At 65.3% G+C, this 16,605-nt stretch carries 9 protein-coding genes and 1 tRNA gene; 4 read left to right on the forward strand and 6 right to left on the reverse strand.

The window, feature by feature from the left end; genetic code table 11:
• Window positions 1-123 precede the first annotated feature (123 nt).
• Window positions 124-1,003 (reverse strand): IS5 family transposase gene (locus tag ACPUD7_RS15550; protein ID WP_425120404.1). Its coding sequence is split into 2 segments (ribosomal slippage): window positions 124-645 and window positions 647-1,003, totalling 879 coding nucleotides; the frame shifts between segments, so codons are not numbered across the junction.
• Between the two features lie 518 nt (window positions 1,004-1,521).
• Window positions 1,522-1,610 (reverse strand) — tRNA-Ser (locus ACPUD7_RS15555).
• Window positions 1,611-2,391: 781 nt separating this feature from the next.
• Between ACPUD7_RS15555 and ACPUD7_RS15560 the strand changes: the two genes are divergently transcribed.
• Complete coding sequence (locus tag ACPUD7_RS15560) at window positions 2,392-4,455, forward strand: LCP family protein (protein ID WP_135539885.1); 2,064 nt, start codon at window positions 2,392-2,394, stop codon at window positions 4,453-4,455.
• A complete protein-coding gene (locus ACPUD7_RS15565) occupies window positions 4,452-6,608 on the forward strand; it encodes an FAD/NAD(P)-binding protein (RefSeq protein ID WP_425120405.1) in 2,157 nt (718 codons plus the stop codon). Before ACPUD7_RS15560 ends, ACPUD7_RS15565 begins: the two co-directional genes overlap by 4 nt.
• 166 nt (window positions 6,609-6,774) lie before the next feature.
• On the opposite strand, the gene ACPUD7_RS15570 is transcribed toward ACPUD7_RS15565, so the two are convergent.
• On the reverse strand, window positions 6,775-9,165 hold the full coding sequence (locus ACPUD7_RS15570) for a YhgE/Pip family protein (protein WP_135539881.1): 2,391 nt from the start codon (window positions 9,163-9,165) through the stop codon (window positions 6,775-6,777).
• On the reverse strand, window positions 9,162-12,122 hold the full coding sequence (locus tag ACPUD7_RS15575; protein ID WP_425120406.1) for an MMPL family transporter: 2,961 nt from the start codon (window positions 12,120-12,122) through the stop codon (window positions 9,162-9,164). The genes ACPUD7_RS15570 and ACPUD7_RS15575 overlap by 4 nt, the downstream gene beginning before the upstream one ends.
• Before the next feature lie 135 nt (window positions 12,123-12,257).
• Here ACPUD7_RS15575 and ACPUD7_RS15580 point away from each other — a divergent pair, with 135 nt between their 5' ends.
• Window positions 12,258-12,920 (forward strand): TetR/AcrR family transcriptional regulator, encoded by a 663-nt coding sequence (locus ACPUD7_RS15580; protein ID WP_425120407.1) that lies wholly within the window; start codon window positions 12,258-12,260, stop codon window positions 12,918-12,920.
• Between the two features lie 41 nt (window positions 12,921-12,961).
• The gene (locus tag ACPUD7_RS15585) at window positions 12,962-13,975 is read left to right on the forward strand and encodes a hypothetical protein (protein WP_425120408.1); all 1,014 of its coding nucleotides are present in this window, start codon (window positions 12,962-12,964) and stop codon (window positions 13,973-13,975) included.
• Between the two features lie 64 nt (window positions 13,976-14,039).
• Here the strand turns inward: ACPUD7_RS15585 and ACPUD7_RS15590 are convergent, their stop codons facing one another.
• Complete coding sequence (locus ACPUD7_RS15590) at window positions 14,040-15,233, reverse strand: C45 family autoproteolytic acyltransferase/hydolase (protein ID WP_425120409.1); 1,194 nt, start codon at window positions 15,231-15,233, stop codon at window positions 14,040-14,042.
• Window positions 15,234-15,258: 25 nt separating this feature from the next.
• A complete protein-coding gene (locus ACPUD7_RS15595) occupies window positions 15,259-16,341 on the reverse strand; it encodes an MBL fold metallo-hydrolase (RefSeq protein ID WP_425120410.1) in 1,083 nt (360 codons plus the stop codon).
• Window positions 16,342-16,605: the final 264 nt, after the last annotated feature.

The raw sequence follows: 16,605 nt of genomic DNA on the forward strand, positions 1-16,605 counted from the left end.
CCAGGAACACCCCGACCGGCACACGTGAAGCCGGGACAGCGCTGGTGGTACACGCATCTTCGGACCCGTCGAGCCCACAACCTGCTGACAGGACTCCTCCGCGACCGGCAACTGTTCACGTGGCTAGGGCGTGTCTGATAAATGCTGTAACCAAGCGATGACACCGTTGAGCACGACAGCGGCTCGATAGACGACGGCGAGTTTGTCATAGCGAGTGGCCAGTCCTCGCCACTGCTTCAAACGGGCGTACCCGCGCTCGATGACATTGCGGCCCTTGTATTTGATTGCATCGAACTTCGGTGGATGGCCACCCTTTGATCCTCGCCGGAGACGATGGCCTTGCTGATCGGAGGGTTCGGAGATGACTGCCTCGATCTTCCGCGACCGCAGCAGTGACCGGTTCGCTCTCGATGAGTAGGCCTTGTCGCCAAGGACGGCGTCCGGGCGGGTGCGTCGACCGACCTGAAGGTTGTCCAACAGAGGGGCGAGCATCGGGCTGTCGCCGTCCTGGCCAGCGGTGCAGATTGACACCAGCGGCAGTCCGTGGCCATCGACGAGCTGATGAGTCTTTGTTGACAAGCCTCCGCGCGAGCGGCCGAAAGCGTGGTCAGGCGACTCTGTCAGTAGATCCTTGTAATTCGACGAGTCCCTTTTTTAGGCGGCTGATGTTCGTCGCGTGTTTATGTGCGCGAGCGATCGTGGAGTCGACTGAGACGGTGAAGTCGACTTTGTCATTCTTTGCCGCGTGGACAGTCAGAGCCTGGTGGATGGCATCCCAGGTGCCGTCGGCGGCGAGGCGGCGGTGCCAGGTCCACACGGTCTGCCATTTGCCGAAGGTCTCGGGCAGATCGCGCCAAGCGATACCGGTGCGGTAGCGGTAGATGATGCCCTCGATCATCTGTCTGGGATCGGAGAACGGGCGGCCTCGTCGGCCGGTCGGTGCCGGGAGGTAGTCGGCGATGAGAGCCCATTGGTCATCAGTGAGTAGTTGGAATCGAGACACGATTCCAGGGTTTCAGAATCCCGCCGGGAAATTTATCAGACACGCCCTAGAACTAGCCGAAGACGACTACACGATCGCGAAGACTACGAACCCATTAGAGGGCGGCCCGAACAAAGCGATCAAGGACTTCCTCCGAGCCCATCGAGGACTGAACATCGATCATGCCCGCCGAGGAGTCGACTGGCTGTTGTCTCTGCGCACCGAGGCACCCAAGGACCCGTGGTCGTTCGTTACTCCACGAGCGTGGACACCACCGCGCAGCGTCCCGAATGTGGTGAAACCCGACACGGGCCGAGAGGAGACGAATCTTCTCTACGGGACGGGATTCAGCGTCGAGGATGGCAATGGGATCCAGAAGGGCTGGGGCGGCAGAACCCGGTGAGAACCAGCATCGACACGCCCTGCCCATACACACATTTTGGCCTATAACCCGTGGAATCTGGGCGCAAGCGATTCGGCGGGAACGCAAAAACCCCTACACCCGATATCTCATCGGATCGCAGGGGTTCTGCTTAATGCGGAGCCGGTGGGATTTGAACCCACGGTCCCCCTATTGGAGGACTTCACCTTAGCAGGGTGACGCTTTCGGCCGCTCAGCCACGACTCCTTTGCAGTACGGTGATCCGCTCCGGCGAAATGCACGGTGACACACCCTCCAGCACTACAGATAACAGCCTAAGGTAAAGGTGGCATCCAGGGCAAAGCGCGGAGTCGGAGAGTGGGCTTCGTCATAATCCGGTCCACCGCTGAAGCCCGCGAAACCGGGCCGAATGTCCCTTCTGCACTGCTCTCCCACACCGGAATTCCAGCATTCATCAATGTCCGGGCGTAAAATCGGCGTGAAGTGCTTTGCGGTCCGAACTCTTCTTCCCGCGGGAACACCGGTCGATTACCCGACGACGACGGCGATGTTCCCTGCGCCCGAGAGGAGAACGGCGAGCGGGCCGTACTGCACGAGTAGACAGTTCTGAGGAGAAGACAACTTGCCAGAGTTTCCCCCTGACAAGCGCGGACCGCACGGGAGCGACCCCAATTCCCAGACAACTGGTCGTCGGCTCCGCGCCTCCTCTCGCCCCCGCTTCCGTGGAGACACCGCCGCCAGCGACGATCATTCGACACCGCAGTCGAGCTCGCACGCCCGCTCGCAACAGCAGAACTCGCGTCCGTCGATACCCGAGCAGGCAGACTCCCCTCACAGCGCGCATTCCGGCTACAGTGCCGATTCCCGCTACGGCGCCGACGCTTACCGCCGTGACGCGCAACAGCAACCAACTCAGGGAGTCGAGCCCCGCCGGCCCGGCGAGAACTCCGGCCAGGATTCCGCCGCTCGGTCACCGCATGCTCCACCACCGCGCCCGGTAGCTCCGCGCACTCGCCGCGAAGCACGGATGCTGCGCGCTGCCGCCGCCAGCGGAGCTTCAGCAGCCGGAGTCGCCGCCGCAGCGAACTCGAATTCGAACTCGTCCGACGCTTTCGACGCGAACTTCCACCGCAATGCTGCCCACGATGCCCCGCGCACGTTCGCACGCAGCGAATCGGCCACTTCGGCGAGGGATCCCCGTGACTCCGCCCGATCGGACAACTTTTGCACGGAAGACGCGCCGACGACCCGCCGCGATGCACGCGAACGGCACTCCGCCGAATCCCGCGGCCAGGGCCGGAAGAAGGCACCAGCCGCACGATCAACACGCAATGCCGCGGCCGCAGCAGCGGTCGGCGCGGGCAGCACAGCATCCGCTGTCGGAGCATCGTCTGCCGCCAGAAGAGCCGACGACAACGGCCCAACGCACAACGCGAAGCCCGCCGAGCACGGACCGGCACGGGCCCGCCGTCATTCCTCCCGCCTCGGCGAAACCTTCCCCAGCCTCGTCGGTTGGACTTCGCTGAGTACGCTGCTGCCCGGAATCGGACTGCTGCGCACACGATTCCGTCCCGCCGGCCTCGTCGTGTTCGGACTCTTCGTCCTCACTCTCCTCGCCGGGCTCGTGTATCTACTGGTCAAGGGGCCGGTGCGGGCTATCGCCACGGTCGTCGCCAGCCCCTCTCTGCTCAACTTCCTCGCGATCGCCGCCGTGCTCGTGGCCGTGATCTGGATCCTCGTGATGATCGTGTCACACCTCGGGCTGCGCCGCGGGCACAAATACCGGCCCTGGCAGAACAAGATGGCAGGCATCCTCGTCGTCTCCCTGGCCCTCATCATCGGCATCCCGCTGGGCGTCGGCTCCGTCTTCGCACGCGTGCAGTCGGACACTGTGGCCAGCCTCTTCGGTGACAGCACAGGCAAGGCCCACAGCCCCGAGGAGCTCTGGGCGGACAAGCCGTACATCAACGTCTTCCTCATGGGCCGCGACAACGGCGACGACCGTGAGGGCACACGCCCGGACACGATGCTCGTGGCCTCGATCGACACGAAGACCGGCAACGCCGCGCTCATCTCCGTGCCCCGCAACCTCGCGTTCCCGATCTTCCCCGAAGACAGCGAACTCGAAAAGGCCTGGCCAGACGGGTTCCGCCCCTCCGGCGACCCCTCCGAAGACCTCATCAACGCCGTGTGGCAGTGGGGTGAGCAGAACCCCGATAAGATCGGCGACGACCACGGACTCGAACCGGGAATGTGGACGACGATGCAGGCTGTCGAAGGCTCGCTGGGGCTGAAGCTCGACTATTGGGCCGCGGTCGATATGGCCGGGTTCGAAGATGTGGTCGATGCCATCGGCGGAGTCCAGATCGACGTCGAACGCCCCATCCCGATGGGCGGCGGAACGTCGATGTCCGGCGTGAAGAACGAGGTCTACGGTTGGGTCGATCCCGGCCCGCAGGTGCTCAAGGGCAAGGACGCACTGTGGTACGTCCGCTCCCGCGAAGGCAGCGACAACTACGACCGCATGTGCCGTCAGCAGCGCATGCTCAAGACCACGCTCGAACAGATCGATCCGCAGGAGATCGCCACGGCCTATCCGAAGCTCGCGAACTCCGCGACCCGGAACATCGCGACCTCGATTCCGCAGAACGAGATCCCGGCCTTCATCGAGCTCGCCCTGATGATGCAGAAAGGCGACGTCACGACGGTCCAGATCAACAACGATGTCACCCCCACCTACGACCCCGACTTCGATGTCCTCCATAAGTGGATCCTCGGCGAGGTCAAGGGTGCATCGGACGGCGAGGAGACTCCGAAGCCGACGAACGTCGGCAGCAAGTCCCAGGAGTCCGGTGACAGTGCGGATGCGTCCGAGGACACCGCCACCGAGGATGCAGGTGCCGACAGTGCCGAAGCTGCGGACTCCGCCGATGGTGCGACCGAGGAAGGCGGCGCCGAGGCGGCCCCCACCGAAACGACGACGCCGGGTGAGCCCGATGCTGAGGGCAAGTGCTACCCGAAGGGGTACAAGCCCGGTGACGACTTCCCTGGCTACCCCGGCCCTAACGGCGGAACCGGCGAGCAGGGGTGAACGACACCCCACAGACTCCCATCCCCGCGGTCGCGATCATCGGCGTCGGACCGCGCGGTCTCACTGTCCTGGAGAGGCTTGTGGCGTTGGCGGCGAAGCGCTTCGCTGGCAGCTCCGAGACCGCGCTGACTATCCACCTCATCGACCCGTATCCGCCGGGTGCCGGCATCGTGTGGCGCACCGACCAGCCCGAGTCTCTGCTGATGAACACCACCATTGCCGAGCAGACGGTCTTCCCCGACTCCAGTTGCACCTTCCTCAGCCCCGATGATGTGCCGACCGGACCGTCCATGGCCGAGTGGTATGTCGCGGACGGCGGCACCGAACCGCTGCACTCGACGTTCCCCAGCCGCAGCCTCTACGGCCGCTACCTCCGCGATGCCTACCGCCGCATCCGCGCCCACGCACCGGACTTCATCGAGATCGTCGAGCATCCGACGAAGGCCGAATCCGTCATCGACCTGCCCACGATGGATCTCCCGCAATCCGCGCCCGAGGAATTACGGGCCGCGGTCCCCGAGCAGCTCGTGCGTTGCCAGAACGGCACGACGATCGTCGCCAGCGCCGTCGTGCTCGCCGTCGGCCACATCCCCAGTGCCCAGCCGGAGGAGCGCGCCCGCCTCGCGGCGTTCGCCGAGCAGAATGGCGGGCTGTATCTGCCGCAGGGCCTGCCCGCAGAAACCCCCGTCGCCGAGGTGGCCCCCGGTGAGCGTGTCATCGTCCGTGGCATGGGGCTCAACTACTTCGACCTGCAGACCTTGTTCACTCATGAGCGCGACGGTCGCTATCTTCCGCAGCCCGGCGGGGACCTGAAGTATGTGCCCAGCGGAGACGAACCGCGATTGGCGCTGGGATCACGTCGCGGAATCCCGTATCGCAGCAAACCGATCTGTCAGGAGCATCCTCGGCGGGACTGGCCGCTGCGGTATTTCACGAAGGACAATGTCGCGCTGCTCGCCGGACTCGACAACCTCGATGGGGAGCGCAAAGCCGGTGCGCGGTTCAATGACCAGCTGTGGCCGCTCATCCTCGCCGATCTGCGTTTGGCGTACTATCACACGCTCTCCCAGGTCCGTCCCGAAGCGTTCGCCGATGACCCCGGTCAGCTGCGTGAGGCCATCGGCGAGGCCGTGTCACGCCACCTGACCCGACGCACCTGGCAGGAGACCCACCCGCAGGCGGCGGGCGATGCCGGTGCCGCCGAGACCACCGAGGAGACCGCCCGCCAGGGCCGCGTCACTCGCGAAGCCTTCGCCTGGTCGGAGATCGAAGAGGCACTCGTGCCCGATCCTGCCGATCGCATGTCTCTGCACACTCTGCTCAACCCGCTCGAAGGCGAGCTGTTCACCAGTCGCGAACCCGGCGAGCCCGGTTCCCTGCACGAGTGGATGCTCGACTTCCTGCGCACCGACCTGCACAGCTCCCTGGCCGGTCCGACCGGCAGCCCGGAGAAAGCATTGTTCACTGTGCTGTGGCAGTCCCGCCTGCTGCTCAAGGACCTCATCGTCGCCGGTCACATCGATCGGGTGAGCATCGACATGGAGATCCTCGGCTGGTTCGAGGGCTTCGTCTCCGGCATCTGCGATGGGCCTCCCCCACAGCGGATCGCCGAACTCCTTGCCCTCGCCGAGGCGGGAATCGTGTCCTTCATCGGCCCCGATATGCGCATTGAGGAGAACCCGGACGCACTCGAAGCGCGTGAGGCGAACGCCGCTGCGGTATCCGGGACGGCCGCCGATGTGGCGTCCGGGGCGAAAACGCCGGGGCCGCGACCGGAGCTCTTCACGGTCACCTCGGCGCAGGCCGCCGGTGAGATCACGGGCAGTGTCGTCATCGATGCCGCATCCCCGACGAATTCCGTCTCGCGCGCAGCCGATGTCCTGCTGTACGGGATGCTCGAGCGCGGTCAGCTCACCGCAGCACGCTTGACCTTGGACGACGGTCGGGAGAAGTTCCTCAACGGACTCGCGCTCACCCCTCGCCCCTATCGCACGATCGATGTCGAAGGAAACGTCAACCCGCGCCGATTCGCATTGTCCATTCAGCTGTCGTCGAAGCAGTGGGGTCTGGCGATCGCCGCGAACCCCGGCACCGATGCGGCCACACTCAACGACTCACACGCCGTTGCAGAGGCGATCCTCGACCTCCTCTGAAGCCCCGCGGGCTCTCGCCAGACGCCAGACGCCGAGCACTGAACGCGAACAGCCCAGTTTAAGGTGCACAGCCCAGCTTCAAACGTGGGCTATCCAACTCAGACTGGGCTATTCGCAGACCCGCGCCACCGACGCCCCGCGCCACCGACGCCCCGCGCCATGGCGGCTACGCCATTTCCAGGGCGGCTTCGGGCTTCGTGGTCCGGGCCCGGACGATCGCGAGCAGCGACATCACGATGCCGATGACCGCCCAGGCCAGCAGTCCGCCGTAGGCTGCGGCCTGTCCGGTGGTGCCGGCGGCGATCGCGGCGAAGCCGTTCATCGACGGGGTCAGCGGCAGGATCGGTGCCACAAAGTCGAAGAACTGCGGCACCGCGCCGATCGTCCGCCCGGCCACGGCCAGGACCACGGCGATCACCGACAGGAACCGCCCCACTCCGCCGAACCACGCCACGAGGGCGAAGTTGAGGATCATGAACACGATCGCCGAGGCGAAGGTGAGCACCGCGATGTCGAAGCCTTGGACCGCATCGATGTCCATCACGGTCACCGCGAGGATCGAGAGCACGAGCGCCTGCAGCACACCGACGACCACGCCGGGCAGCAGACCTCGGGCCCACACGGCGAGCGAGGGCTTCGTCGACAGCAGGGCCCAGGCCGGAATCGGTTTGAGCACCGTGTACGTGACGAGCCCGCCGATCCACAGGGCGAGCATGATCAGCAGCGCGATCGTCGATCCTGCCAGGACGTTCGTCAGACCATCCGGGCTCGGGGCCTTGATGTTCGCCGAGGCGACCTTCGACAGCTGGTCGCGTTCCGGAGCCGTGTAGGAGGGCACATCGTCCGCTCCGTCCTTGACTCCGTCCGCGAACTTGCTGACACCCTTCGCGTATTTGCCGGTGCCCTTGTCGAGTTCGTCGAGTCCGGCCGCCAGATCGGAGGTGCCTGTCGCGGCCTCGGAGACACCGTCGGTGTACTTGCCGACACCGGTGCTGTACTCGTCGAGCCCCGCGGAGAGCTGCCCGGCTCCGTCGGAGAGCTCTGAAGAACCGTCCGCGAGCTGCCCGACGCCCTTTGACAGGGCCGGCATCCCGTCGGCGAGCTGCTGGTTGCCGTCGGCGACACCGGCGGCACCGTCCCGCAGACCCTGAGAGGCCTTGAGCAGCTTCGGAGCGTTCTTCGAGATGTCCGCCATGCCCTTCGTCAGCTTCCCGAGGCCGTCCTCGAGTCCCTTGACGAACTTGCTCACACCGTCGGAGAGCTCCGATGCGCCGTCAGCGAGTTCATCGGACCCGCCGAGGAGAGAGGCGCCGTCCTTCTCCTGCTCGAGCCCGTCGACGGCGGTGTTGAGTCCACCCGACGTGCCGTTGAGCAGGCCCTGCGCGTAGGCCTGTTCGATGCCCTTGCAGACCTGATCGGGGGTGCCGGTCGGGCACATCTCGGCCCGCGCCTGCTTCGCCTCGGCCGCGGTCATGATGTCCTCCTTCACGAGCCCGTCGAGATCCGGCTTCGCACCGGCCAGCTGATCGGCCTGGTCAGCGCCCTTCTTGAGACCGTCACGGTACTGGTGCAGACCATCGGAGAGGCCGGAGGCCCCCTTGGACACGCCCTGCGCGCCCTTGTCGAGTTTCTTTCCCCCGTCAACGAGGTCGTCGAGTCCGCCTTCGCCGGAGTCACCGGATCCGGCGAAGCCCTTGATGATCTCGTCGATCGACTTCGTGTATTCGTCGACTCCGTCGGAGAGTTCGCCGGAACCGTCGGCGAGCTTCTGGGTGCTGTCGGGAAGTTTCGCTGTCTTCTTGTCGAGTTCGTTCAGGCCTCCGGACAACTGGGAAGCGCCCTTCGACAGCTCTCCGGCACCGTCAGAGAGGTCCGAGGCACCGGTCTTGAGTTCGCCGCCGGACTTGCCCAGCTGTTCCATCCCCGCAGCCAGTTCACCCGCGCCGCTCGCGGACTTGTCCGTGCCTTCCTTGAGTCCTTCGGCGCCCTTGTCGAGTTCCCCGGCGGCGTCGCCGAGGTCCTTCATCTGCTCGCCCATCTCGTTGAAGCCGACGTAGATGTTGTCGAGGTAGGTCTCGGTCATCTTCGTATTGAAGGTCGTGCGGGCCACCTCGGCGACGGAACGGGAGATCTGCGTGTCCAAAGCCGGTACTGTGCCCGAGACATCGACGTCGATCTGCGTCTGGGTCGCCGATTTCGCGTCGTCGACCGAGGTCACTGCGCGGGAGAAGCCTTCGGGGATCGTCAGCTGCGCGGCGTACTTGCCGTCGGACAGCCCCTTCTCAGCCTCGTCTTCGTCGGTGATGACCCAGTGGATGTTGTTCTCATCCTCGCCCACGAGGCCGCTGGTGAGCTGTCGCCCGATCGGCACGGTCTTGCCGTCGACCTTCGCGCCGTCGTCGTTGTTGACGACGGCCGCCTCGATGGTGTCGAGGCGGTCGCCGCTCTTCCAGGTGGCGAGGATGAATCCGGCCGCCACGATGATGGGGATGAGGACCAGGCCGAGGAGGGAGAGCCAGTTCACCGGTCGCTTCGAGTTCGCACGTTCGAGTCTCACGACTGCACGCCTTCCATGTTGGTGCTGTCAGCGGCGTGGGTGTGTTCGCCGCCTGATTCGCTGTCGGTTTCGCCTCGTCCATCGGGCCGAGCTTCGTCGAGGTCGAGGTGAAAGTAGTTCGTGTCGGGGCTGAAGATCCCGGTCACATCGCCGTCGGGCAGGCCGAGGACGACGGTGGTGCCGTCTGCGACGAGCTGCGGCAGGAGGTCGCGCAGGTCGCGTCCGGGTCCGGCCGCGTCCCGTGCTCCTTCGCTCAGGTGCTCGGCACCGTCGATGATGAGCAGGTCCGGCGCCGAGGCGGCCATCCGAGAGATGTCGCGCGGGCTGATCGCCTGGTCGGCTCCGCCTGAAGTGAGGTCGAAGTACGGCACCTGGCGGCGGACCCGTCCGGAGTGTTCGGGCAGGACGTTCTCGCCGATCTTCATCTCTCCGGCCGTGAGCCCGACGCGGCCGGAGACGGCCAGCAGCAGGGCCCTGCGCGCGGCGCCGCTGGCGACGAGGATCTGTCCGGGCCGCAGCGAGATGTCGACGCGGGCGAAGCCGCGCTCCCCCGAATACACGCCGATTCCGCGACCGTAGACCCGGTAGTCCGAGTTCGGCTCCGGCCAATCGCGCAGCGCCACCTCGTGGGCCAGTCCCTCACCTTCGACGTCGAGGCGCGGCAGGATCCGATCGAGCCACTTCGGCAGCCACCAGGCTTTGTCGCCGAGGAGCTGCATGATCGCGGGCACCAGCGACATGCGCACGAGGAACGCGTCGACGAAGATTCCCGAGGCCAGGGCCAGGGCGATGGATTTGATGATCGGCTCACCGGCGGGCACGAAGGCCGCGAAGACGGAGAACATGATGATCGCCGCGGCCGAGACGACGCGGGCCGACGAGGCGAAGCCGGCCCGGATGGCCTCCTTGGCCGAGGCCCCGTGGACATAGGCTTCGCGCATGCCGGACACGAGGAACACCTCGTAGTCCATGGCCAGGCCGAAGAGGATGCCCATGACGATGATCGGCAGGAAGCTGATGACCGGCCCAGTCGAATCGATCCCCAAGGGGGCGGCGAAGAGTCCGTCGTGGAAGACGAGGACGACCGTACCGAAGGAGGCGAACACGGACAGGAGGAAGCCGCCGGTGGCCTTGATCGGCACTGCGATCGACCGGAAGACCATCATGAGCAGGATGATAGAGAGTCCGACGACGAAGATGCCGAAGGGCAGCAGAGCCTTGCCGAGCTGGTCGGAGACGTCGATCTGAATCGCAGTGGCACCGGTGACGGCGGTGTCGAAGTCGAAGTCGTCTTCGATCTCCTTACTCAGGTCCCGCAGCCGATCGACCGTGTCGAGAGTCGCAGGATCGTCGGAGGCAGTGGTCGGAATGATCTGGAACAGACCGACGGTCGCGTCCCGGTTCGGGGTGGCCATGATGACCTGTTCGACGCCGTCGACCTTCTCGATGCGCTTCTCGATCTCCTCGACGTCTCCGAGCGGGTCGTCACTGGTCACGATCTGGCTGGTCATGACCAGGGGTCCGTTGTAGCCGGGCCCGAAGTGTTCGTCGATGAGGTCGTAGGTCGCCCGCGCCGGGGTGCCCTGCTCCTGGTCACCCGCGGTGGGCAGGGACAGCTGGAGCTGGGTTGCGGGGATCGCGAAGAGCGCGAGTCCGCCGACGATGACGACGATCGTCAGCAGCGGGATCTTCGTGACGACCTTCAGCCACCCGGCGAAGAACTTGTTCATGATCGTCGGCGGGTACGGGTCGCCGCCTTCGGCGCGCGCCTCGTCGGCGATCTTCTCCCGCATTTCTGGGTCGGTCACCTCGGGGGCGGTGGTCGCGGAACCAACGCCCGCCTCGGCGCTGGTCGATGTTCCATCCGCCGAGGCGGCCGTACCGTCCGTCGCCCGCTGAGCGGCCGCGGCGAAGGCCTTCCGGTAGCGCTTCGTCGGCTTCGGCGTGATCTTGGCCTTCACGAGTCCCAGCAGGGCCGGGACCATCGTCAGGGAGATCATCACGGCCACGGCGACGGAGCCCGAAGCGCCGATGCCCATGATCGTGAGGAAGGGGATTCCGGCCAGGGAGAGCCCGAACAGGGCGATCATCACGGTCATGCCCGCGAACACGACGGCGGACCCGGCGGTCGCTACGGCGCGTCCGGCCGCCTCGATGGGGTCGTGGCCTTCGGCGAGGAGGTCACGGGCGCGAGAGACGATGAAGAGCGCGTAGTCGATGCCCACGGCCAGGCCGAGCATGAGCGCGAGCATAATCGACGAGGAGTTGATCGTCGCGAATGCGGTGCCGCCGACGATGAGCAGCACGGAGATGCCGACGCCGATGAGTGCGGTGATCAGCGGCATGCCTGCGGCGCGGAAGGAGCCGAGGGTGAGCAGGAGGACGATGAAGGCGATGACGACGCCGATGCCTTCGACCCAGGAGATCTCGACACCGGTGATCTGGAAGAGCTCACCGCCGCCTTCGACCTCCGCTCCGGGCAGGGCGTCGCGCAGCGGGTCGAGGGCGTCGATGAGGTTGTCGCCGGCGTCCTCGCCGACGTCCTGCTGAGTCCCGTCGTACTGGACGGAGATCATGGCCGCCGTCTCGTCCTTGCTGATGGCGCCCTCGACGAGGTCGGAGTATGGAGAGGTCACCGTGTCGACGTGAGGGAGGTCCTCGATGCGATCGATCTCGTCTTCGATCGCGTCCTTGTACTTCTCGTCCTCGACCGAATCGCCGTCATCGGCGACGACGATCACCGAGGCGGAGACACCGGCGGCTTCGGGGAACGTCGACTTCATCGAGTCGAGAGCGGTCTGCGCCTCCGAGCCCGGGAGCGTGAAGTCGTTGTCGAAGTCCTTGGAGAAGGCTGCGACTCCGGCACCGATGAGTACGAAGATCAGAAGCCACGCGGCGATGAATCGCCACGGGGTCCGATACGCACGACGGCCCAGGGCGTAGAGGAAAGTTGACACGAAAACCTCGATACAAAAGTGTATTGGATACAGTATTGTATTGTTGTGCAACACCCACCATCCATGCAAATGGATCCCAGAATTCGCGCGGATTCTCATAGGATGCTCAGCCGCCGACAGGACCACCGCCACGAAATGACGATGAACACAGACGAACTCAGCCCGCGCAGGCGCCAGACCCGAGCCACCCTCGTTCAGGCCGGCACCTCGGTCTTCGCCGTACGCGGCATCGACGGCGCCTCGATCGAGGAGATCTGCGAGGCCGGAGGGCTGACCCGCGGGGCGTTCTATTCGAACTTCTCCAGCCGTGACGACCTGGTGCTCGCGATCATCGAGATGCGCACCGAGGAGAATCTCGATCGACTCGATGCCACGATCCAACGATGGACCGAGCAGCTGACCGCAACGGTCGAGGTGCCGGAGATCAAGGCACTGATGACGACGTTCATCGACGACGTCTTCAACGAGAAGAAGCAGACCGTCGCCGAGACCATCACCGAGCAGGAGATCGAGCTCTACTGCCTGCGGGTGCCCCACCTCCACGCGCGCTACGTCGAGCTCAACAACTCACAGTTCGAGCGTCTGGCCGCACTGGTGACCACGGCTCTCGACGTGGCCGGAGCGACGACGAAGCAGCCGATCGGCGACTTCCTCACGGTCATCATCTCCGTATTCAACCGGATCGCGCTGAGTGCAGCGGCAGGCAAGGCGATGGATGAGCACGTCGACATCGACCCGAGCCTCATCATCGAAGTCCTCATGCACCTCATCGACTTCTGCCCCGACGACGAGGACTGAACACGCTCGACGAAGCGGCCCAAGGCACTAAGGTGGTGCCCGTGAACGAACTCCAGCGCGAATTCTCTGCTTTCATCAACAATATGGACGTCCGCCTCGGCGCGTTCGTCCTCGCCGACCTCCCCGAGACCTTCGAGAAGGAGGATGGGGAGACCGTGAAGTTCCCGAAGGACTTCGGACCGCAGTCACTGCCGATGCTCGAACTCTTCGTACTCTCGAAGTTCCCGAACACCGAGGAGATCCTCAAACCGGAGCACCGCCGCTTCTTCGAAGGACTCATCCGCTACCTCGGCGAAACCTATCTGCGTGCGATCGGCGGGGTCTGGGACCACGACGAGTCGACAGGCAACGGGATGCCGTTCATCCGCCCCGACAACGCCGACGGCCCGGCCGCCGGTGAGCCGATCCCGCTGGTGGGCATCGTGCTGGCCGCTGTCGATCAGCGCAGCGCCGAGGTCTTCACCGCGGTGCTCGAGAAGGCCAGGGAGCTCCTCGGCGGGGACGGCCAGCCGCGACGCAAGTGCACGGGGCTCTCACTCGGCGTGCTCAACGCCGAGAACTCGAGTGAGGAAGAGGTCGAGTTCCTCTCCCGCTTCATCGGCACCGTCGAGCCGGGCATCGCCGCCTGGACTCAGGAGCAGGCCGATCCGAGCTCGTGGGGCTTCGACCGGGAGAGCCTGGCCCGCCTGGGCAAGCAGGTCGCGGTCCGCTACGACGGACCCGACGACATGATCGCCGAGGACGAGACTCCCTTCACCGCCGGCGCCATGCGTTTCATCGGCGAGACGGTGCGCCGCATCGCCTTCGGCCAGTGGCGCTACGGCGCCGGGCTCGAAGCCGATGATCCGCGCAGCAAGCAGCCGTTCATCCGCTTCGTCATCGGCGAGCAGAACCTCGACCTCGTGCCGTGGCGACTCATCCAGGCCGCTCTGGAGAACGACGATGCAATCGCCTCCGCCCTCGACGCGGTCATCGAGATGCGCGAACAGGAAGCCGCCGAGGCGGCCGAGAGTTCCGATGATTCCGCAGGTGGCGCGAACGCGGCAGACGACTGAGAGACCGCCGTCGCCGGGAGGTCGCGGACTGGATCCGTGGCCGTCCCTGCGCGTGATTGTGGGTTCAGAGTTGGAAGCGGCGGTTTCCGTCCAAACCTTCGGCCGGTGAGCCGGGCGCGAGGTCTATCTGCTTGCGCGCCGGGTCGATGCGCACGCTCACCAGGGTCGCCGATCGGTTCCCGTATGCGGCGTCGGGTGCCGGAGTGCAGCACACTGGCGCTTCTCCCGGCTCTGTCGTCAGCAGCTTCGTGAGATCGCCGACCGTTACGGGTGCGCGCTCTTCATCGCCCGATGAGGCGGCACCGTGGGACGAGCCCTCGTCATTACCCGCACCGGCACGTTCGGCTTCGAAGCGCACGACCGCCTCGGCGAGGTGACGGTAGCGCTCCTGTGAAGTCGATTCGGGGCGCAGCTCCATCGCGCCGTCGAGCAGATCCGGGTGCAGGAAGTGGTTCGTGTGGATGAGGAACCCGGACTTCCCCGTCTCTTCGTCGGCGGAACTCGTCGCCTGTACCCGTCGTTCGCGCTTGGCTGCACCGGCGATCTCGACCTGGACAGCCGCCTCGGCGGTGATGACGGTGATGATCGACGACGATGAGGTCGGTGCCGAGTCGATGATCTCGAGCGCCTCGGCGAGGGTGCCGGCTTCGGCCAGGACCCGGGCGAGGATCATGTGGATGGGCACTCCCCCGGCCTCGTCACCGGCGTGCTTGAGGATGTTGAGCAGCACCCCGACGCCCGCCTCGTTGAGGCCGATCTTGCCGAGCATTCCGAACTCGGCGATGCCGACGTGCCGGTGTTGCCCGGGCACGGAACCGACGTCGTTGAAATGCCACAGGGTGGAGAAGTCCACCGCCCAATCCCAATTCTGCGCGGCTACGGACGCGCCTGGGCTGGTGTGGCTCACGGTCGAGCATTCGGTCGGTGCGGCCGTCGCCTGGGTCATGATCTCGGTGCGGGCGATGATCTCCATGAGCTCGGTGACATCGATGCCAGCACCGGCGGCCACGGCTTCGGCCTCCTCGGCTCCGGTCAGCCACCATTCCCGGAGTTGCTGCCAACTCGACGCTGCCGCCGACTGCACGGCCGCCTCGGTGATGGACAGGTGCGAGAAATAGCGCCGATACGCGTCTAGGGTGGAGGCGATTCCCGTGCGGAGCTCCTCGCCGCGCTGCTGTCCGCGGGCAACGTGGTCGCTCGCGCGGACGGTGAAGGTCGTGGGCCGCACCTCGGCGGCGGGGACGAAATCGGTGCTCATGGTGCCTCCTCCTTCGGCCGGCGGCTCAGTCCTTGCCGACGAGAGAGCCGACGCCGATGTCGATACCGAGATAATGCATGTGCGCGGCGGTTTCGGCAAGGGCGGCGAAGAGGTTGAAGTTGTGCAGGCTCTCGAAGCCGCGCGACCAGTGCAGGCCCGCCGCGATCGAGTAGACGCTATGGTCGTCGGTGGCTTCCATGCGCGCGCGGATCTCGCCGAGGCGTTCGTGGTGGTGTTCGACGAGTTCGACCTTGCGGTCGTGGAGTCCGGTGAAGCGGAAGCCGTGGGCCGGCAGCACCGCCACGTCCTCGTCGAGCTGACCGATCTTCTCGAGCGAGCGCAGGTAGTCGCCGAGGCTGTGCGTGATCGCGCCGGAGTCGAGGCCGATGTTCGGGGTGATCGTCGGCAGAACGTGGTCGCCGGAGAAGAACAGTTTGTCCTCGTCGCGGACGAACGCCGAGTGTCCGTACGTATGTCCCGGAGTCCACATGGCCGTCACTCGGCCTTCGTCGAGCGGGAGTTCGGTGCCGTCGTCGAGGACGTGGATGTTCTCGGGCAGCTGGCTCATCGCCTGTCTGTAGAGGTCCATCGAGGCGCTCTTCGAGCCACCCTTGCTCGACCCGACCTGGAGGCTCTCGACTTCGGCCCAGCGGTCTTCGGGCACACCGTAGACGCGGGCGATGTTGAGGTTGGGGTCGATGCCGGTGCCGAGGTCGACGGCATTGGTGTAGAAGCGCTTGATCGCGCGCAGATCCTCGCCATGCATGGCGACCCACGCGTCAGGGTTCTTCGCGAGCAGTGCGGGCACGAGCCCGATGTGGTCGCGGTGGTAGTGGGTGATCGCGATTCCGTGGATGTCGGCGACCTTGAAGCCGAGGTCGTTAAGCGCCGAGGTGAGCGCCAGGTACTGGTCCTTGCCGTCCCAGCCTGGGTCGATGAGGACGATGCCGGTTCCGTCGGCGATGGCATAGCAATAGATGTAGACGAGGGGGTTGTTCGGGATCGGGACCGGGAGGGCCCAGACTCCTTCGGCGACTTTTTCCACCGGAGGCAGGACGCGATCCTTCCATGCCGCCGACTGCTGGGAACTGAGCGTTTCGATCGCCATACTTCTCTCACACCTCTCATGGGGGCCACATTGTCCGTTGACTGCAATCTACTCCGTTTCCGTTGAGAACTGACAGTTCGTTCGATAACCGGGCCCGGAATTCACTGTCGGGACTACCGATATCGTCGTTCAACTTGCCGTTCCCCATCGTAAACGTTGCGATTTGGCACTGATACTCAAGGAAATCCTCGGCGAGGGTTTCGTTTTCAGTACTTTCAACGTTAAGATCATGACGCACATCACTTCCGGGTCGGTCGTCGATGT

It is taken from the genome of Brevibacterium sp. FAM 24630 (genome assembly GCF_049804075.1).
Classification (GTDB): Bacteria; Actinomycetota; Actinomycetes; order Actinomycetales; family Brevibacteriaceae; genus Brevibacterium.

Bases quoted from the DNA above. Each gene is read 5' to 3' on its own strand.
- ACPUD7_RS15560 (WP_135539885.1), top strand. From the start codon at position 2,392: ATGCTGCGCGCTGCCGCCGCCAGCGGAGCTTCAGCAGCCGGAGTCGCC.
- ACPUD7_RS15580 (WP_425120407.1), top strand. From the start codon at position 12,258: ATGACGATGAACACAGACGAACTCAGCCCGCGCAGGCGCCAGACCCGA.
- ACPUD7_RS15590 (WP_425120409.1), bottom strand. From the start codon at position 15,233: ATGAGCACCGATTTCGTCCCCGCCGCCGAGGTGCGGCCCACGACCTTC.
- ACPUD7_RS15595 (WP_425120410.1), bottom strand. From the start codon at position 16,341: ATGGCGATCGAAACGCTCAGTTCCCAGCAGTCGGCGGCATGGAAGGAT.